The following is a 19,345-nucleotide window of genomic DNA, read 5'->3' on the forward strand; positions in this document are numbered from 1 at the left end:
TGCCCTCCCAGAGGACAGCCCTTTATCGACTGTCCTTTATTCGGCCGCTTCCGCCATCTCCACACCCACATAGGTGCGGTTGTTGCGACCTTTTTTAAATCGGACCACACCGTCCACGAGTGCGAAGATCGTGTGATCGCGACCAAGGCCAACATTGTTTGCCGGAATCCATTTGGTGCCGCGCTGACGCACGATAATGTTGCCGGCCACGACGTTCTCGCCGCCGAACTTTTTGACGCCCAGGAATTTCGGGTTTGAATCGCGACCGTTGCGCGACGAACCGCCTGCTTTCTTATGTGCCATGGTTACGCGTCCTTATCGTCTGTCTTCGGCGCTGCCTTTTTGGCGGGCGCTTTCTTGGCCGGAGCCTTTTTAGCTGCCGTCGTGCTCTTGGCAGCCGCTTTTTTGGCTGGAGCTTTTTTAGGCGCTGCCTTTTTGGCAGGCGCCTTTTTAGCCGGAGCCTTTTTGGCCGTTTCGCCGTCAGCAGCCTTTGCCGTTGCAGCTTTCTTCGGAGCCGCTTTCTTCTTGCCGCCGATACCCGTGATCTTGATCTGGGTCAGCATCTGGCGATGGCCGTTCTTGCGACGGTAATTATGGCGACGCTTCTTCTTGAAGACGATGACTTTCTCACCGCGGCCCTGTTCAACAATCTCACCCGAGACGGAGAGATTCTTGACGTCTTCAAGCTTGGCGCCTTCGCCAGCCATCAGGACATCGTCAAACGAGACCGAATCACCGGCTTCACCAGCGATTTTTTCAATGGTGATTACATCACCTTCAGCGACGCGATATTGCTTGCCGCCCGTGCGCACGACTGCGAACATGGTACCAACTTTCATCAATTCTGCGATCCGCGCAGGTTCAAGGCCAGGGCCAAGGCCCCGCGCGGGAAAGCGCGCCAAATATGGGATGTCGGCCTTTATGTCAACCGATAGCGCCGTCTAAATTCAGGCTGCGTCGGCACTTTCTTCGTTCTGGTCCCGATCCAGGAATTCATGGACCGTATCAATAAATTCCTGCGCATGGCTCAGCATGAACAGATGGCCCCCATCTTCGATAATCACAAGCTCGCTGCCCGGGATCAACAAGTTGAGGATTCGGCCGTTTATCGGCTGAACAATGGGGTCGCGGTCACCCGTCATGATCAGTGTCGGTTTGCGCAGGAAAGGCAGCGCCGGTGCACTCGTCCATCCAGCCATCGCGAGGAGCTGGTAGAAATAGCCGATCTTCGAGGGCGGTTTAATGCGGTGGATATGGCCGTCAGACCCTTTCGTCGATCCGCCATACAGCGTCTCGAAATGCGTCTCCATGAATTTCGGATCGATATAGCGGCGCGGATCGACCATTTTCGAGAGCGCTTCAAACTTACCGGGCACCATCAGCATCCCGGCTGTCGTAGCCACCAGGACGAGCCGATTGACCTTGCTGCTGTGCTGGAGTGTGAAATGCTGGGCCATCCCGCCGCCCCAACTCACGCCCATTACGTCTACCAGCGGCATATTATAGCGTTCGAGCAGCTGGTTCGTGACGTGAGACATGGTGAAAGGGTTGTAGGGAATCGTCGGTTCCGGCGATTCTCCGACGCCCGGCATATCAAATGTGATGAAATCGCGATCGTTCAGCATTGTCGGCAGCGGAGCCGCGACCTCGGTATTCGCGCCGATACCGTTGAAGAACAGCAGTGGCGGCTTACCGTTTGGCGGGCCCTTGTAGCGCCAATACGCGACTTGGAGCTCGCGGCCGCCAACGGATTCAAGCGTGTACACCGGGGGTTCCATATGGCTGGATTTGGACATGAAAATCTTTCTGGTAACTGAAACTAAACGCGGGACGAGTGTGTCCGGTGCCTATTCCAGAACATAGGTTCCAGGTGCCGGGTCACTGGCCTTGTTGGCCTTGCTCCCCAGCGATTTTGGCGCCGGTTTCTCATCGCCAGAACGGCTTTGCAGCCATTCCATCCAATAGGGCCACCAGCTGTCCTTGATCTCCTCGGTACCGTCCATCCATTTATCCACAGAGGCCGGCGGTTTGCCCTTCTTCTTGGACTTGAAATATTTGGCCTTCGGATTGCCCGGAGGATTGAGGATCGCCTGCATATGGCCCGACTGGGACAGCACAAATTCGACGTCCTTCGAGCCGAAGAGCTGCGTAGAGCGATAACAGGCGCGCCATGGCGTGATGTGATCCGTTACGCCGCCCAGGATGAACATGTCGCTCTTTACCTTTTTCAGATCGAGCGTGTGATCAGCGATTTCGTAGGTGCCAGGCTCTGCATAGGCATTGGCCTCGAACAGATCGAGAAAATCACCCATCAGCGTGGCCGACAAATTGGTTGCGTCGGCATTCCAGAAGAGAACGTCGAACGCCGGCGGATCTTCGCCCATCAGATAGTTGTTGATCACATAGTTCCAGATGAGATCATTGGGCCTCAACCATGCGAACCCGCGGGCGAGCGAACTGGCCTCGATTACGCCCTGGCGCTTGGCCCGCTGCTTGGCCAGCGCGACCCCATTCTCGGATATCAACGAGCTCGCCTCGGTATCACCGGGTTTTGGCTCGAGGACGCAGACCATCATCGTGGCTGCACCGATCCGATCATCCTTTTGCGATGCCAGCTTGGACAGCAGTACGGACATCGTTTGGCCACCTGAACAGCCACCCGATACGTTGACTTTGTCCGAGCCGGTGATTTCCTGAACGGCGTCGAGGGCGCGGACGCAGGCATCGACATATTCGCTCATGCCCCAGACGCCCATTTCGTCCGTAGGGTTGCGCCAGCTGATGACAAAGGTCTGGATGCCGTGATCGATCTGATACTTCACCACGCTTTTTTCGGGTGACAGGTCGTTGATATACATTTTGTTGATTTGCGGCGGAATTGTCAGCTGCGGGATTTCGTACACATCATCGGTCGATGGTTTGTACTGGACCAGCTCGAACATGTCCTCGCGATAGACGACCGCGCCCGGCGTGCTCGCGACATTTTCGCCCAGGGTGAACGGCTTCTTGTCGACCTGGCTGACCATGAAATCATTATTGACCATGTCGTCATAGGCATTTTTCAAGCCCTTCACGAGCGAGAGGCCACCGCTGTCGATGGCTCGCTTCTGCGCCATCGGGTTCAGCGCGAAACTATTGGTCGGCGCCAGCGCATCGATCACGATTTGCGAGATGAAGCTCGCCCGGTCCTTTTCCAGCGCATCAAGCTCAAGATCTTCGATCCAGTGCTTCGTGCCTTTCTCGACCGCGAGAAAATACTGCATCCCGGCCTTGTAGAAGGGATTGAAGCTGAACGCGGGGTCCATGAAGCGTTTGTCACGCGGATTGGGGGCCAGCTCCGATTTGCCGGTCATGATCTGAACGACATCCTCGGAGAAGCTTTGTGCATGTTTGAATGTGCGTTGTGGATCCGTGGCGGTTTCGCGCAGCAACATCGCAATCGCGCCAACAAAATCCTCGCGCGCCAGACCGACTAACGGTCCCAGCGCCATCGTGACTTCAGGTTCGCCTTCGAGCGGTTGGCCGTCTTGAGCCATGACTTCCCTCCATTGGCCGTGTTCGGCCGTTTTTCTCAGCGTGCCGCTGCTCGCCCTGCAATGTCAATCATTTTGCTTGTGCCGTTTCGGGATGCGATGCGCGCTGTGCCGCCGAAAACTCTCATTCCACTCTCTGGGGATCATGATCTTCCCCTTTTGTTCCTGTTCGGGCAAGAGCATTGCATGGCCTTGAAGATTTCTAACCGTGACGCGCGATGGCTCTGGCTTGAGGCGCAGGGACTGGCGGACACACCGGTGGGTCAGCTGGATGTCATGGCGATCATCCGGCAGCTTGGCTTCGTCCAGCTCGATACGATCCAGGCGGTTGCCCGCGCGCATCATCACATCCTGTGGTCGCGTAATCAGAATTACCGCGAAACGATGCTCGATCGCTTGCTCGCCAAAGATCGCAATATCTTCGAGCATTTCACCCATGACGCTTCAGTCCTGCCGATCGAAACCTTTCCCTTTTGGCAGCGCCAATTCCAACGCCTTGGCGAACAGACGGCGCGCTGGGAACAGACCCGCGCCATGCCCGATGCAACGGAACGCGCGGGTATCCGGGCGCGGATCGAGGAGGAGGGGCCACTCTCGACCCATGCCTTTGATAGCAAGGCTCCGAAAAAGGCGATGTGGGTGCGCCCGCCGCACAAAATGGCGCTCGATCATATGTGGTATGCTGGCGAGCTCACCACCTCGCACCGGACAAACTTCACCAAATTCTACGATATCACCGAACGCGTAATCCCGGATTTGCATCGCGAGCCCGACATTTCGGATGCCGAGCAGGTGGATTGGCTCTGTCGCGCCGCGCTCGATCGTCTGGCCTTTGGCAGCGAGGGAGACATCATGCGCTTCTGGGCGGCGACGGCGCTGGGCGAGGTCAAGGCTTGGCGTGCCGCCGTTGCGAACGATCTGATTGAGGTCGAGATTGCCGATGCCGCCGGCAATTTGATCAAGGCACTGGCACCGACCAATATCGAAGCGCGGCTCGAAACCCTTGCCAAACCGACCTCGCGCTTGCGTATCCTCAATCCCTTCGATCCGGCAGTCCGCGATCGCAAGCGTCTCGCCCGGCTTTTCGGGTTCGATTTCCGGATCGAGATTTTCGTACCCGCTGCCGAACGCAAATGGGGTTATTATGTCATGCCGATACTCGAAGGAGACCGATTTGTCGGCCGCGTCGAAGCCAAGGCGGACAGGAAGCGGAGCACGTTGACCGTGCACAATGTCTGGCCGGAATCCGGCGTCAAATGGGGGCCACCACGATGGGACAAGCTTCATGCCGAACTTGACCGCCTTGGCCGCTTTGTCGGATGCAAGACGGTGATTTGGGAGGAGAGTAGCCGCAGTGACTGATCTCGATATCCGCTTGCCTGAAGAGATGCGACGTGCTGGCCCGAGCGATTGGCAGACCATGGGCGCGATCACGGCGGACGCGTTTCAGAATGATCCGGTTTCCAGCTGGATATTCGGCAACACGCGGGCGATGGCGCCGATCTTTGGACGGCAGGCGCGCTATCTCTATTTGCCGCACGGGGTTTGCCATCTGATTGAGGATGTAGGCGCGACGATGTGGCTGTTACCGGGAGCGCCCAAGCAACCATCGCTATGGGGTAGACTCGACATTGCACTGACAATGATCCGACATGCCGGGATTGGCGGGGCTCGTCGGGGGCTGAGGGCCGAAGCTGAAATGACCCGGAAAAAGCCGACCGAGCCGCATGCCTATTTGTACACGATTGGTGTGCATTCTTCGGGGCAAGGGAAGGGGTTGGGGCGCCGGCTGTTGGCGCCGATGCTGGAAGCCCTGGATAGAGCTGGACTGCCGGCCTATCTGGAAAATTCCAATCCGCGCAATCACAGCTTCTATGCCGGTCATGGCTTTGCCCATATGGAGCATTTCAATCCCGCGCCGGGCGCGCCGCCGTTGGAAGCGATGTGGCGCAAGCCTAGCTAGCATCGCCCCCATTGAGCAACCATTGCGCCGCATCCGGCGGAAGCAGGGCAGCGAGCCGTTCGTCGAACGCTGCGAGCTCGGCATCGCTCAGCCGATCCTCCCACTGATTGGACGCGCCCTTCGCAAAGAAATCGCGTTCGGTTTTCCATATTCCGGTCCCAGCACCAGGGGCGAATTGGTCGGCGTTGCGCTTCATGCTGTCGAAGGTCGCCGCTTCTGTATATTCGGCTAGCTTGGCATCATCGACCTTTATCCCAACTTCATCGGCCATTTTCGCGATCTCGCCGCGCAGGTCTCGTTTCATGTCCGAGAAGTGATGGAGGTGAACATTAGGTGCGTTGCGATGCTCCCAATAGGTTGCAAGAAAATGGGTGATCGCATGCAGTGAAACCAGATCCCATTCGCCATCCGGCGCTTGCCGATCGAGCCAATCGATAAACGCATTCTCGCCGCTCGGGAAAACCGCAAAGGCCAGCTCTTCTTCTGACATATTGTCCCGGTGGCTGAGACCGGAGAAAAAGACATCCCGGGGATCACGGAGGACGACCAGATACTGTGTATCCGCATAATGCGGGATGCCGTCATAAGGCGAATGGGTCTTGATGAAGCGCCGATGTTCTTGCGCCTCCAACATCGCCGCGTCCTGCTCCACGGGCGCAAAGGCCATGGCATCGAACCAGGGAGAGATTACGCCCGGTTTCTGGCCGTGATCGGCGGTCTTAAACACCAGCATGGCGCATATGGCTTGGGTCCATGTCGTCCCGCATTTCGGCGGCGTACAGACGAATATGTCATCATTGCGCGGCTCGAAATGATTCCAACGGCGCGTGTCAGTGATAGGCCCCAGATACTCCCGGCGTGTGTTCAGTTGCTTCATTGATTTCCCCCCTATGTGAAACCCTTACCGCAAAGATTTCGCGAAACAACTTAGTCGGCAGGCTTTGCCAGCCATATTGAAGCTGTATCGTTTCGGGAAGGGAATGATTCTGGATTCGCGAAGCGGTATCAAATTTTACGAAATTACCGTAGCATCAGGATCAACATGCAAGAGAATCCGGACCAACCGGGCCTGCCAGGGAGAGAATGATGCTACAGTTGAGCCCAATGGACGCGGCATTCGTGTACATGGAAACGCCGTCGACGCCGATGCATATCGGATCGCTGGCAATCTATGATCCGTCGACATCGCCCAATGGCAAATTGCGCTTCAAGGAAGTTTTGGGTTTTATCGAAAGCCGTTTGGACGGCGCCTGGGCGTTTCGCCGGCGCCTCGTCCGCGTGCCATTCGATCTCGACCATCCCTATTGGATCGAAGATCCCGAATTCGATCTCGAATATCATGTACGTCATATCGCACTCCCAGCGCCAGGCGATTGGCGGCAGCTGTGTATCCTCGCCGCGCGTCTTCATTCGCGCCCGCTTGATCTGAACAAACCGCTCTGGGAATTCACGGTCATTGAAGGGCTCGACAATATCGAAGGGCTTCCGGAGGGCTGCATCGCGATCCTGTCCAAGGTTCACCATGCCGCGATTGACGGCATGTCGGGCGTTGAGATCACAACGGCCGTTCATGACCTCACGCCGGATCTCCCCGAGCGCGAATTCGATATGGATTGGAAGCCGGACAACAAACCGGCAGACGCGGAATTATTGATCCGAGCCCAGGTGAATGCCGTGCGGCAGCCGTTCAAGGCGGCAGAGATCATGGCGCGGAGCATCCCGGGACTAGCCAAGGCCGGTGCCGGCTTATTGACCCAGGAATTGAAACTGCCGGTTAGTGGAACGGCACCGAACACCTTGTTCAATCAGACGGTCTCATCCCAGCGGGTGTTTGACGGCGTGCGGTTTGAGCTAGCCGAGATAAAAGCGATCAAGGCCGAGGTCGAAGGGGCGACGGTGAACGACACCATCCTCTCGGTCATCGGCGGCGGATTGCGCAAATATCTCATCTCGAAAAATGATCTTCCGGTCGACGATATGACGGCCATGGCGCCGATATCGGTGCGCAAGGAAGATCAGAAGGCGGATCTGGGCAATCAGGTATCGGCCATGATTGTCGGGCTCGGTACGCATATCGAGGATCCGGTCGAGCGGCTCAATTATGTTCAGGATCGGGCGCAGAAATCGAAAAACCTCACCAGCGCTATCGGTGCGCGAAACTTGTCACGCATGAGCGGGATGACACCCGGTGCGTTGATGGGGCTTGGGGCACGCTTATACGCCCGAGCGGGTCTCGCGAACGCCCATGCGCCCGCCTATAACTGCGTCGTTACCAACGTTCCTGGTCCGCCCATGGACATCTATTTCGCCGGTGCGCGCCTGATCGAACAATTCGGTGTCGGTCCGATTTTTGACGGCATGGGACTGATTAATATCGTCTATAGCTCGGGTGGGGTGCTGACGGTTTCCTTTACCGCCGACCGCAGTGCGGTAAGCGATCCGGAAAATTATGCTGCAGCGCTGCGCGAAAGCTTCGAGGAGCTCAAAACGGCTTTGGCAAAAGGCCAGCGCAAGCCAGCCAAGAAAAAATCGGCTGCCAAGAAACCAGCAAAAAAGAAAGCGAAAGCCAGCTAGGAGTTGGCGGGGAAGACCACCTGCTCCAATCCTTCGCGTTCGAAAGGTGTCCATTCACCTTCCGGCTGAGCCAACCGGTTGGCAATCAGATATAGCACCGGTCCATTGACGCCGAGGCCGCAATGGCTGCCATAGACGCGCAGATTTTCCGAATGCTCGCTTTCCGTGACGCAGCAATTTTGCCACGGCACGACGCCATCGGCCTTTGAGTAGACCGCCGTGGTCGGCACCTTGGGTGGGCCAGCCAATTCAGCCATTTGCTCACGCACCTTGTCGCTGCTGACGCGTTCGCCCGTGGCGGCTTCGTAGACGCGCCATACGGATGTGGATTGTGCACGGCCACGCAGTGGCGAGCCGAGGGTGATCACCTGACGTACTTTTTCTGGCACGCGCTGGCCAAGCTGGGCCGACATGGATCCGCCAAGGCTCCAGCCAACGAGGCTCACCTTTTGGCCGGTCTCTTGGTGGATCTCATGCAGCTTGTCGATCAGATGCTCGCCATCGTGGCCAATTGCGCGCGGACCGAGATTGCGGCCCAGGTCCCAGCAATATGTGTCATAGCCAAGCCGGTCGAGATACCGCCGGATGACCTTGGTCGATCGACCGCTGGCCATAAAGCCCGGCAACACCATTACCGGGTGCCCATCACCACGTGGCGCAGAATAGAGAAGGGGAGAGGTGAGCGGCAAGGTTGCCATCTCAAACATCGCCCTGTGAAGCTCAGAAAATGCCAATAGGCGTGACGGACGTGGGACCATATGCGGCGGTGACGCCGGTGCTGCTGTAGCCAAAACTAGTAACTCCTCCCGCTTATGTGGATTTTTCTAATACCCCGTCCGCTCCACATATCGGCAGGATTTAGTGTCGATGTTCTGGCCGCAAGGTGTAGCGGCCTTTTTCGATGCCGTCGAATATGCCGGAAATGGCTGGATGATCAACGGGTTCGTCGCTTTCGTCATGCAGCAAATTCTGCTGACTGACATAGGCGACATAGCTGCTGTCCGTATTTTCGGCGAGCAGGTGATAAAAGGGCTGGTCCTTGTGCGGCCGGATATCCTCGGGAATGGCCTCGTACCAGTCGTCGCTATTGGCAAAAACCGGGTCGATATCGAATATCACGCCGCGAAAATCGAACATCCGATGCTTCACGATATCGCCTATCGTAAAGCTCGCATGTGCCACAGATGGCGCGTTTTTCGCGAGAATGCTGCGTTCGCGCGCGGAGGGGATATCAGGTTCCATTGTCCAATAATGTAGGATCGCGGGTCATTGGTGGCAAGGACCGACTTGGCAAGCGCTGTGGGGTAAGCTAATGCGCGCCGCTTGGACGGCCAGCACGGCGAAATCCGCCGATGTGCCCTACTCATGCGGAGAGGTGCCGGAGTGGTCGAACGGGGCGGTCTCGAAAACCGTTGTGCCTTATGGGTACCGTGGGTTCGAATCCCACCCTCTCCGCCATCACCTCATCCACAGATATTTGCGGCTGTCCAACATTAGATTGGAAATAAGCAGTTATTTCGAATATCTGCCCACGCGCGTCCGTTGACATTTGCCTGCATCCACAGTCTAGTGTGGGTATAAATGTGGGGAAACGGAGTTGGGAAGTCTAAATACGACGCGCATCAGGGCAATCAGAGAGCCGGGACGCTATGTCGATGGCGATGGTCTGATGCTCAATGTTACCAAGAGCGGCTCGAAATCCTGGGTCATGCGAATCCAGAAAAACGGGCGCAGGCGTGATTTTGGACTTGGCTCCCTTAAAGACGTGACTCTGTCGGAAGCCCGGCAACTGGCGCGCGACTATCGCCGGATGGTCAAGAATGGATTTGACCCCATCGTTGAACGGCGAAGAGCGGCCAGTCGCATGAAGACCTTCCGCGAGGCAGCCGAAGCTTTTTTCGAAACCAACAAGCCAACATGGAAAAACCGGAAACATCGAGCGCAATGGATGTCGACAATGGAGGCCTATGCTTTGCCAAGGCTGGGCGACCTCGTCCTTGCCGATGTGGATGCACCGATAATATGTGAAGTTCTCGATACCATTTGGCTTACCAAACCAGAGACAGCCCGCAGAGTAAGGCAGCGTATCGGTGCCGTATTAGACTTTGCTCACTCACGCGGTTGGCGCTCTCGGGAAGCCCCGATGCGAGCGGTCAACAAAGGACTGCCTAAACAGCCCAAACAGCGTGGCCGGTTCAGGGCAATGCCGTGGCAGGACGTGCCTGCATTCGTGTCGCAGCTGGAAGAAACCGAATCTATCGGCCGGCTGGCGCTCAGAGCGCTTGTTCACACAGCTGCCCGATCCGGCGAGATACGCGGAGCAACCTGGGACGAGATCGACTTTGGAAACCGCGTCTGGACCGTGCCGGCAGAAAGAATGAAAGCGGGTAAAGCACATATGGTGCCGCTCTCTTTGCAAGCTGCACAAGTGTTCAATCGAGCGCGTGAATTGCGGATAGCAGGGTCAAATCTCGTGTTTCCGGGACAGCAGCCGCGCAAACCGCTTTCTGATATGACGTTGCTCAAGATCCTGCGGGACTATCAACTGCCATACACTGTGCACGGCTTCCGTTCATCCTTCCGGGACTGGGCAGCTGAGCAATCAGGATTACCCGGACAGGTCGCCGAGGCAGCTCTTGCACATTCGATCCCGAACAAGACAGAAGCAGCCTATCGTCGAACAAATTTCCTCGAGAAGCGTCGCGATCTTATGCAGGCATGGAGCGAGTTTCTATTGATGCCGTGGTCCGAGGCGGAGGGAAAGTCCGATCCGGATACTTCATTCTCCGATTTTTCTCATGAGCTTAATTGAGCGGAGAGGTCGATGAGGATTGGAGGCCAAGACGAGGAAATCGACTATGAACTACTGGCCGCTCAGCTCGATGCCTCAATCCGCGCCTTGGCAAGCGGCGATCTTGATGAAGATCAGAAATCCGCGCTTCGCGAAAGAATGCGGGAGCTTTACGAGCTGGATCCTGTTTTCTTCCAGTATTTTGAGCTGCTTCTTGGCTGTGTCACTGTCATGGACCTGGCACCCATTGTTGACGACGGCGAAAAAACAGTCAGCAGGAAGAACTTCTCGCTGATGCGAATTCTCAGAAAACATCTCGATCGAAAAGCAACAATTGCGATTATTAATCTGTTCCAACCTCTGTCTGTATTCCCGTTCAAGCTGGATCTTCGGCTACGGAAAAACGCTGAGCTTGATGGCCTCTCGCTGACCGGTCACTCGACCCGTCTGCTTGATGAATGGATAGCATATGACATTCTTCAGCGGGTTGATTCACTGGGTGAGACTCTGTCTGAAGCTGTTCAGGCGATTTGCGACGAGGGTGGTTACAATTTAGGCGAAGAATCTATTCGCAAGGCATATCAGAGGCATATCCAGCAAGCCAAAGCTCGTGGATATTTGTTTGAGAAGGACAGGGTTCTGGAAGGAATATCACCAGGTCTTTCGATCACACTCGAAAATTTGCCTCAACCGGGCAGGCGTCGGAAGAAATAAGTAAAACGCGGATTCTCTTTTACCTGTTTTCCAGCGTTGTCCGCGGCCATCCTGCGTCGATCTTCAATGATCAGGCAGAACATGGAAACGAATCTCTCTCCTAAGCTTTTCAGCATAGTCGAAACTGCAACCCTGCTCGGTGTCGGCAGATCGACCGTATACAAGCTTATGGAGACGGGTGAACTCCAGTCCTGCAAGATCGGAAGTCGGAATCTTGTGACGAGAACCAGTATCGATGAACTGATTGATACGAGCTCTTCGGCATGATGCTTCTGTTCAGATCGGGACGGCTAAAAACACCTGGCGATCTGAATATTCTCCGCTACCAGGTGGGGCCGGTCAAGCGGGAGCCCAGACCGAAAGGCTGAAGGGCGATCGGCGGGGCGGAGGACAGCCTCGTAAGTAGCAGCCAAACTGCTGGCCACCTCCGGACCAGTGGTGCCAAGTTCGACGACCGACTCCGATGTTCAGGAGATATTGGTGAGATTGAATCAGGCATAGGGTCTGCCCCGGCCACAGGCGGGGGTAGGCGACCTATGCCTGAAATCTCAAACCTCTCCAATATTCAGTTAGTATTCCAGAACCCGGTAACTAGTAGAGGGGCCGCGACTGCGCATTCTGGCAAAAACTTTGTCCTTTCCAGCAAACTCTTCATCTTTGTAAATCGACCAAAATCTGCGATTTTCAGCTAGTTGACCAAGCTGCGCCCGATACTTTGAAAAGACAGCTTCTGTTTGCTTCTGATGTTGCCAGACTCTCTAGTATTGAACCCCAGAATCAGATGCTTCGCGCACCATGATCATTGTTCACAGATTTGGGAACATAGTTAGAACATTTTGTTTGACCGTTCGGTCGTAAAATGACACGAGTAGCTAATTGCCATCCGTTGGAGTTATGAAATTGGCGACGCAAGCAATCCGGCATGTTGATCTTTTTGCTGGTATCGGCGGCCTGAGAAGGGCGTTCGATGCGGTTGGCTCGCACTGCACATTTTCTTCCGAATGGGACGGGTTTTCACAGCAAACCTATGAAGCGAATTTCAGAGATAACAGAAAAGTGGATGGTCGGGATCTGCGTGATGTCCAGGCGGGCGAAATCGACGACCATGATATCCTTTTAGCGGGATTTCCCTGTCAGCCATTCTCCATTGCAGGTGTTTCGAAGAAAAACTCGCTCGGCCGGGATCACGGTTTTGCAGACCTCACTCAAGGGACACTTTTTTTCGATGTCGTCAGGATCCTGAAACGATGGAGGCCTGCAGGATTTCTTCTCGAAAATGTGAAAAACCTGAAAAGTCATGATGGAGGGCGAACCTTTGAGGTCATCCGCCGAACGCTTGAGGAAGACCTCGGGTATGAGCTTCACTATCGGGTTATCAATGCGCTCCATTATTTGCCGCAGAACCGGGAGCGCATAGTGATCGTTGGCTTCAAAGAGCCGACAAGTTTTTCATGGGATAGACTTGTCCTGCCTCCAATTGGTCAGACGAAGATGTCGTCAATTTTGCATCCTGAGGATGGAAGTGAAGATCCCGAAGGCGAATACACATTAGGGCCGCGTGCTGAAGTCAATTCCAAATACACCCTCAGCGATAAACTCTGGAACTACCTTCAGGGCTACGCGGAGAAACACCGCGCTGCGGGCAATGGATTTGGTTATGGACTAGTTGGGCCTGATGATACCTGCAGAACTCTTTCTGCCAGATACTACAAGGATGGGTCAGAGATATTGGTCAAACAAGATGGCCGTCGGAATCCGCGCCGTCTTACACCACGAGAATGTGCCAGATTGATGGGTTACGACGACACCTTCAGAATTCCCGTGTCAGATACTCAAGCATACAAACAGTTCGGTAACTCGGTGGCGGTGCCAGTTTTCGAGGAAGTCGCCCGAATAATGTTGCCCGAAATCGAACGTATCAAAAAATCCAAGCCACAAACACTGCAGGCCGTTGCCTGACGTCCATGATTCGCGGACTCGAAGTCGCAATATGGCGGCGATCAGGCACGCACATACCAAGCCCGAGCTGCTGATCAGGAGCGGACTACACAAGCGCGGGTTTCGCTTTCGGCTTCATTCTTCCGACCTGCCAGGCAAACCGGATATCGTTTTGAAACGCTATCGTGCAATTGTTTTCGTGAATGGTTGTTTTTGGCACGGTCACGGATGTGAGATGTTCAGATGGCCGACAACCAGAAAGGAATTTTGGCGCAGTAAGATCGAAGCAAATATGAGACGAGACCAAACTTCAATTAGTGCGCTCAGGGCCTCAGGTTGGAAGGTAGCGACCGTATGGGAATGCGCGCTTAAGGGGAGACAAAAAGTGGACCGATCGCTTCTCTTCGATGATCTGACGGATTTCATCCGGGACGGAAAGGGAGTGCTGGCGTTGGAAGGAAAAAAAGCTGGCTAGCGCACTTCAATCGTTACTCGAAAGATTTGCATATTTAGGTGCCACTGGGTTCTATGCAAAGCGACTTGCGGCGAATGACAACCGAAAGAACCAAATTTATCTTGGTTCAGGATTCCGGGCATTGAATGTGTTGCCGCACGGACCAGTAGTCCTTGACGAAACAACAGTTGCATCAAGCAAGAGGCCTCGAAACAAGGCAGACGTGAACCTCCTTTGGTTGACAGATGAGGGCGTTTGCGAAGCAAGGCATGCTCAGCTGGTGTTGTATCCGAAGTATCCGGAAGTTCGGCTTTCTGGCTTTCTCAAGAATGCATCCGGAGCTCCGGCAGAGCTCCTGAAGGGCCGTATGTCAGGCCGAGTTTTGTTCTTTGGCGTCTGTCCTGATCATCGAATTCTGACGTTCGCGACGGGAGCAGAGCATCCAGCAACAATCGAGTTACTAAGCCAAAAGGATGTGCCGGCGCAGGGCGTATTTTTAGATCTCAATGGATTGAGATCCGGTGAGGTCGATACAAGAGGCCAGCTGATCCGAAAATTGGCTCTCATTCATCAAAAAGGTTGGATTGAATCCAAACGGTTGAATAGCCAAGGGGTTCCAATTTCTTATCAGGCACGGAACGCTGCCGGCCTGACGCTTGAGGCAGAGCTTGGAATAATTCCAAATGCGAAGGCTCAACCGGATATCCTTGGTTGGGAACTCAAGCAGTATGGCGTGCGGGATTTTAAAAGATTTACCGCTAAGTCTCCCGTGACCCTTTTCACACCCGCTCCGACCGGCGGTATCAGCAGTAAAGATGGGATAGTCGCGTTTATGAAGCGTTATGGCTACCCAGATCGAAACGGAAAACCAGATCGACTGAACTTTGGCGGGAAATATGTGGTTGGGGGCGACCGCCATCATCTGACCGGTTTGAGGCTAGTTCTTGATGGATATGATCAGGAGGCAAAGAAGATTACCGATATGGATGGTAACATATTGCTATTGGATCCCACTGAAACAGTAGCTGCATCTTGGGGCTTTAGGGATCTGCTGTCACACTGGAATAGGAAGCATGCCAAGGCAGCTTTTGTGCCGTCGCTGATGCGAGGGCCGCCCCCAGTTTACAAGTTTGGTTCGAGAATTGAGCTTTGTGAAGGAACCGATTTTCTTTTGTTCTTGGCCGCTCTTTCAGAAGCTAGGGTCTATTTTGATCCTGGTGTAAAACTTGAAGGAATATCCACTTTAAATCCAACTTCGCACGCGCGATATCAGTTTCGGATCGCGCATAAGCAATTGTCTTCCCTCTACCACAAAAGCTCCGTTGCATTCCTTGATGCCTAAATAGCTGCTAGTCTTGCGCGCTAACTAGTTGCCCGTTGGTTTTTTGTAGGCAGCGCTTTTTCTTTTTGATTCCCGTTGCCGATGCACAGTGCGACGTTAGGGATTATGTGGGAGGTGGCCTATGCCATTAAAGATTTCGGCAGACTTGAAGAAGTCTATCGCAGCAGAAAAAGAGATCGAAAAATCGGATGTTGAAGATTACGTTTGGAACCACAAGCCGAATAATTGCTTTCTGTGCAGTGGCAAATTGAACAGAGCCGCCGACGCCATAGAATTGGATCACAATATACCTTCTGCCGAAGACGGAATCGACAGTTGGGATAACCTGAACCTAACGCATGCCGGCTGTAATCGATACAAGCGTAATCATAGCTCTATTGAAGTCAGACCACATCTCCAGTTCAAACGTTTCTGGGAAAACAAATCTGGCGCTGCAAACTTCAAAAGTGCGAAAGAATTTTACAAACTTGGTCTAACAGATTGCTTTGTTAAGACGACAAAGAACAAAAAAACCGCCACAATTGAGACCGAGTTAGGCAAGCAGTCCGTATCAATTTATCATGAACGGGTGGGAAGTCGCGACATGGCGTTTTGTTTCGCCGAACTTCCAATCTCTTGCATAGTGAATGATGACAAAATTCAACCTCGCTACATCAATATCAATCACCTGCTGTCGATCGCCACGGACCTCACCAAGAATCCGCTTCACGAACAACCTGCATGTCGTCTGGTCGGTGATAGCGATAAAAAAAGCGTGTTAATGTTCGACGGCCAGCACAAGACTGTTGCAAACCTGATCAACGGCCGGACATCATTGGTCTTTAAACTCTATCTGGACATATCGATTGAAGAATCGCTTCATTTGGTAAATTCAATCCAGAGCCGAATAAAAAAGCTCCCCCTCACTCCTTTTGAACTAGCCACAAAGATGTCGGACGAAGTGGCTAGGCAGATTGAAGCGTATGAAGAAGAGATGGGATCCCAAGAGGTCTCGGAAGCTGGCTTCATCGCATGGCTGGATCCGGCGAGCAGGGCGAGGGCAAAGGCGGGCATAGCTTCGGCTGTCATTGACAGAGTAGTCAGTGATCAAGACCTTGCATTCGCGCGGATAATTGAACGAAAAGGTCTAGTGATAGATGGCCCGATCTCGCTAAAAGAAGCTGCGTTTCAAAAGAACATTCTGAAGAAATTGCTCTTTACTAAACCTCTGTCTGAGGGCCTCAAGGGAGAGGCCATGAAACAAGCAAGGGAACGAGAGACCAAGAACGTAGTAAAGCTGCTAAACAAAATTTATGAGCGTGGTTTCGTCGAACAACCTGACGCAGACCCGGAGCAGGAAAGACATAGAATCGGCCGGCTAGGATACCAAGCTAGCTTGGCTTATATGACTGCGATCATTCGCCAGTTGATGTCAGCACAAATGTTTCCATCGCATGATGATCTGACTTTTGTCGAAGAGGATGTTCCACAGAAAACGTGGGATATAATTTCTGGAAACATTGACCGATTCTTCGATCACCCTGTCTGGACTGCAGATCTAACAAGAGGCATCCACGCGAAAGCCGTGCAAGAAGCTTTCAGCAAAAATCAGAACGTCGAAACTGCATTCCGGAACGTAGGTCTGACCGGCGGCTATTGCGCTCGCAACGATAGATTACCGACAAATTGGGCTGGGGTATGATAGATCCTAAAGCGATCCGTGGCGACCGGGAACTAGATGCAGCGGAGCCGGACAAGCTAGGATTTGAAGCGAGTGCGAAGAAGATTGCAAATGCGCTGACAAAGTGCTCGCCAGAGGCGCACTTAGTGGTCGGACTAGAAGGTTCGTGGGGGTCGGGCAAGTCAAGTATGATCAACAAGCTCATTGCGGAACTTGATGAGCAAAACCTTCATACTCGTCCTGGAATTATTCAATTCAAGCCATGGCAAATTGGGAGCCAAGGCTCGCTGATGGAAGCTTTCTTTTCGGAGTTATCGATTGGAATTGGTCAGTATAAATACGAACACGGAGATGCGACCGACGTAACGATAAAAGCTTTCAAAGATACCGGAAAAGCAATTCAACGATATGCAAAAAAATTGATAGCTTGGCATCCAGCATATGCTCCAGCTGTTGAGGCCGTTATTCCTGGATACAGCGTCCACGCCGATATCGCTGCGGGATTTGGAAAAGCAATCGACTCCAAAGAAGCAATTCCATTGGAAGAAGCCAAGTGCAAGGTAGAGAGAAAACTAAAGAGCCTGCCAAACAAATTTGTTGTGATAATAGACGATATTGATCGCCTAGAACCACGTGAAACAATCGAAATTATTAGATTGATTAAGTCTGTCGCTAACTTTCCGAATATTCTTTATCTCCTTTCATTTGATCAAGAGATTGTCGTGCACGCACTGGAGCAATCGGGCATCAAATCGGGATCAAGTTTCCTTGAGAAGATCCTGCAAATCGTGGTCCCAATGCCAGTTCCAGATTCCTTTGATCTCCGACGGTGGTTTGAGGAGGAGCTTTCCAGCTTCTATTCTCCAAAAGACACCGCTGAGCAGTCGAGAATTCGTGAAATCATTGACATTGAGGGAGGATGGTATTTTCACAATCCTCGCTCGGTCGTCAGATCACTTGATGCAATCAAGTTTGCGTGGTTCGCCGTCGAAGGGGCAGTTGATTTCGCTGATTTGGTCTGGGTGCAGATCATCAAAGTCGCGCATAGTGAGCTTTATCACTGGATCGTGAGTTACCTAACTGAGAACGCCGCTGTAACGATTGGAGGTATAGTCTCAAGAAAGGATCGAAAACGCTCTATCAAGAGATTGCGCCGGGCGTTGAACAGCCACCAAGGCGCGGGCGACTTGTTACTGCAGAGGCTTGAAGCGTTTTTGCCAGGTTTCGAACAGGATGTATTTAGCGAAGCATTTGAGAATGGAGAAGGTGACAATAAGCTCCATTTAAAACTATTTGAGGCTGTTGATGCAGCCACCATGGAATCGGCCTTCAAACTACGTCGTCTATCAAGTCCTGATCACTACAAATTGTTTTTGTCATACGGTGAATCATCCTATTCAACGTATGCTAGCCGTTGGCAAAAGTTGATGGCGGCCCTTGATACGGGCGAGGATAAGACCACTGAACTTTTATTGGATTGGGGTAAAAACACGTTACCGACAGGTGTTTCAGAATTAACACTGATAATTGATTGGTTGGCGGGCCAAGTGACTCAACCACAAATAAAAGATCTCCTCACATCTGACAGATCTACTATGTTGGTAACGGCTCTGTCGGAAACAATGGATGTGGCTGTGCTTGGACAGGACTCGCACTTTGGGCGTCCTCAAATCTGGCGTAAGGCAATTGTTATCTTTGACGCCGTGGTTCAATTCTATCCAGATAACGTGTCCAATATGATCTCGGAAATTTTTGAAGATGGCGACGCGATCGGTTGGCTAACAGATATTGTCCGATCAGAACTATTTGCGCATGGTCGGGTTGGAGAAAATGCGCGAGGCAATCCAATACTGGATGGCGAAAATCTCGACATAGCTATTCAAAAAATCCAGGCGCGATTCCAAGAAATGAGTTTGAATGAAATATTCAAACTGCCACAACCGGTTAGTAGTCTGTATGGATGGTATCAAAGCGGTGATACAAACAAGCCAATTTCGCTTGTCAAATCAAGTATTGAGTCGGATGATGATTTTGTCAGTGTGCTCGAACAGTGGTCTGGAATTGCACGGGTAGGTAATCCGGATGCCTTTCATGAAATAGTGTCCTTGACCCCTCAAAATCTCAGCCCATTCCTAGATTTGGGTGAGATCAGAACACGGCTTGAAGGGCTGTTAGACGAATCGCCAAGCTCGGAGAATCCGTCAATGAAAGAGCGCGTTCAAAAGCTGCTGGATTTGACGGAAGATGCAGAAATTCTCGGATCGGGTTGACCGGCATGTGGTAAGAAATGTGGGAATGAGAGAATTTGATACAACATTTTCACATTAATCTAAGCTACTATGGCGTTATACAAGCGGACACCCTCTCCGCCAGGGC

18 protein-coding genes and 1 tRNA gene are annotated in these 19,345 nt (G+C 53.1%); 12 read left to right on the forward strand and 7 right to left on the reverse strand.

What is annotated here, in order from left to right:
- Positions 1-36: 36 nt before the first annotated feature.
- From rpmA to HFP51_RS00240, 4 genes are all read right to left on the reverse strand, one after another.
- Positions 37-303, reverse strand: coding sequence for a 50S ribosomal protein L27 (gene rpmA, locus HFP51_RS00225; protein WP_176873769.1), 267 nt, complete (start codon positions 301-303; stop codon positions 37-39).
- A gap of 2 nt (positions 304-305) precedes the next feature.
- Entirely contained in the window at positions 306-824 is a 519-nt protein-coding gene (gene rplU, locus HFP51_RS00230; RefSeq protein WP_176876461.1) for a 50S ribosomal protein L21, read from the reverse strand.
- 123 nt (positions 825-947) lie between these two features.
- Entirely contained in the window at positions 948-1,796 is an 849-nt protein-coding gene (locus tag HFP51_RS00235) for an alpha/beta fold hydrolase (protein WP_255454710.1), read from the reverse strand.
- A 51-nt stretch (positions 1,797-1,847) separates the two neighbouring features.
- On the reverse strand, positions 1,848-3,536 hold the full coding sequence (locus HFP51_RS00240; protein ID WP_176873770.1) for an alpha/beta hydrolase: 1,689 nt from the start codon (positions 3,534-3,536) through the stop codon (positions 1,848-1,850).
- Between the two features lie 183 nt (positions 3,537-3,719).
- Here HFP51_RS00240 and HFP51_RS00245 point away from each other — a divergent pair, with 183 nt between their 5' ends.
- Both HFP51_RS00245 and HFP51_RS00250 read left to right on the forward strand, forming a co-directional pair.
- Entirely contained in the window at positions 3,720-4,895 is a 1,176-nt protein-coding gene (locus HFP51_RS00245; RefSeq protein WP_176873771.1) for a winged helix-turn-helix domain-containing protein, read from the forward strand.
- Positions 4,888-5,496: an N-acetyltransferase gene (locus HFP51_RS00250; protein WP_176873772.1), complete on the forward strand. Its 609-nt coding sequence runs from the start codon at positions 4,888-4,890 to the stop codon at positions 5,494-5,496. Before HFP51_RS00245 ends, HFP51_RS00250 begins: the two co-directional genes overlap by 8 nt.
- Here the strand turns inward: HFP51_RS00250 and HFP51_RS00255 are convergent.
- Entirely contained in the window at positions 5,489-6,373 is an 885-nt protein-coding gene (locus tag HFP51_RS00255) for a sulfotransferase domain-containing protein (protein ID WP_176873773.1), read from the reverse strand. The genes HFP51_RS00250 and HFP51_RS00255 overlap by 8 nt on opposite strands.
- A gap of 227 nt (positions 6,374-6,600) precedes the next feature.
- Here HFP51_RS00255 and HFP51_RS00260 point away from each other — a divergent pair, with 227 nt between their 5' ends.
- Positions 6,601-8,070, forward strand: coding sequence for a wax ester/triacylglycerol synthase family O-acyltransferase (locus tag HFP51_RS00260; RefSeq protein ID WP_176873774.1), 1,470 nt, complete (start codon positions 6,601-6,603; stop codon positions 8,068-8,070).
- Here HFP51_RS00260 and HFP51_RS00265 read toward each other — a convergent pair.
- Complete coding sequence (locus tag HFP51_RS00265) at positions 8,067-8,861, reverse strand: triacylglycerol lipase (protein WP_176873775.1); 795 nt, start codon at positions 8,859-8,861, stop codon at positions 8,067-8,069. The two genes, HFP51_RS00260 and HFP51_RS00265, sit on opposite strands and share 4 nt — an antisense overlap.
- Positions 8,862-8,928: 67 nt before the next feature.
- Complete coding sequence (gene hspQ, locus HFP51_RS00270; protein WP_176873776.1) at positions 8,929-9,312, reverse strand: heat shock protein HspQ; 384 nt, start codon at positions 9,310-9,312, stop codon at positions 8,929-8,931.
- Between the two features lie 127 nt (positions 9,313-9,439).
- Here hspQ and HFP51_RS00275 point away from each other — a divergent pair.
- From HFP51_RS00275 to HFP51_RS00315, 9 genes are all read left to right on the forward strand, one after another.
- Positions 9,440-9,528, forward strand: a tRNA-Ser gene (locus HFP51_RS00275).
- A gap of 139 nt (positions 9,529-9,667) precedes the next feature.
- The gene (locus HFP51_RS00280; RefSeq protein ID WP_176873777.1) at positions 9,668-10,882 is read left to right on the forward strand and encodes a site-specific integrase; all 1,215 of its coding nucleotides are present in this window, start codon (positions 9,668-9,670) and stop codon (positions 10,880-10,882) included.
- A 12-nt stretch (positions 10,883-10,894) separates the two neighbouring features.
- On the forward strand, positions 10,895-11,575 hold the full coding sequence (locus HFP51_RS00285; protein WP_176873778.1) for a hypothetical protein: 681 nt from the start codon (positions 10,895-10,897) through the stop codon (positions 11,573-11,575).
- A 168-nt stretch (positions 11,576-11,743) separates the two neighbouring features.
- Positions 11,744-11,842, forward strand: coding sequence for a hypothetical protein (locus tag HFP51_RS14765; RefSeq protein WP_370462964.1), 99 nt, complete (start codon positions 11,744-11,746; stop codon positions 11,840-11,842).
- 627 nt (positions 11,843-12,469) lie between these two features.
- On the forward strand, positions 12,470-13,534 hold the full coding sequence (dcm, locus tag HFP51_RS00295) for a DNA (cytosine-5-)-methyltransferase (RefSeq protein ID WP_176873780.1): 1,065 nt from the start codon (positions 12,470-12,472) through the stop codon (positions 13,532-13,534).
- 31 nt (positions 13,535-13,565) lie between these two features.
- Positions 13,566-13,988, forward strand: a complete 423-nt coding sequence (locus tag HFP51_RS00300; RefSeq protein WP_370462923.1) for a very short patch repair endonuclease — start codon at positions 13,566-13,568, stop codon at positions 13,986-13,988.
- A 217-nt stretch (positions 13,989-14,205) separates the two neighbouring features.
- Entirely contained in the window at positions 14,206-15,309 is a 1,104-nt protein-coding gene (locus HFP51_RS00305) for an MvaI/BcnI family restriction endonuclease (RefSeq protein WP_218135312.1), read from the forward strand.
- A 121-nt stretch (positions 15,310-15,430) separates the two neighbouring features.
- A complete protein-coding gene (locus tag HFP51_RS00310) occupies positions 15,431-16,990 on the forward strand; it encodes an HNH endonuclease (RefSeq protein WP_176873782.1) in 1,560 nt (519 codons plus the stop codon).
- On the forward strand, positions 16,987-19,239 hold the full coding sequence (locus tag HFP51_RS00315) for a P-loop NTPase fold protein (protein WP_176873783.1): 2,253 nt from the start codon (positions 16,987-16,989) through the stop codon (positions 19,237-19,239). The genes HFP51_RS00310 and HFP51_RS00315 overlap by 4 nt, the downstream gene beginning before the upstream one ends.
- The last annotated feature ends 106 nt before the right edge of the window (positions 19,240-19,345 follow it).

It is taken from the genome of Parasphingopyxis sp. CP4 (assembly GCF_013378055.1).
GTDB lineage: Bacteria > Pseudomonadota > Alphaproteobacteria > Sphingomonadales > Sphingomonadaceae > Parasphingopyxis.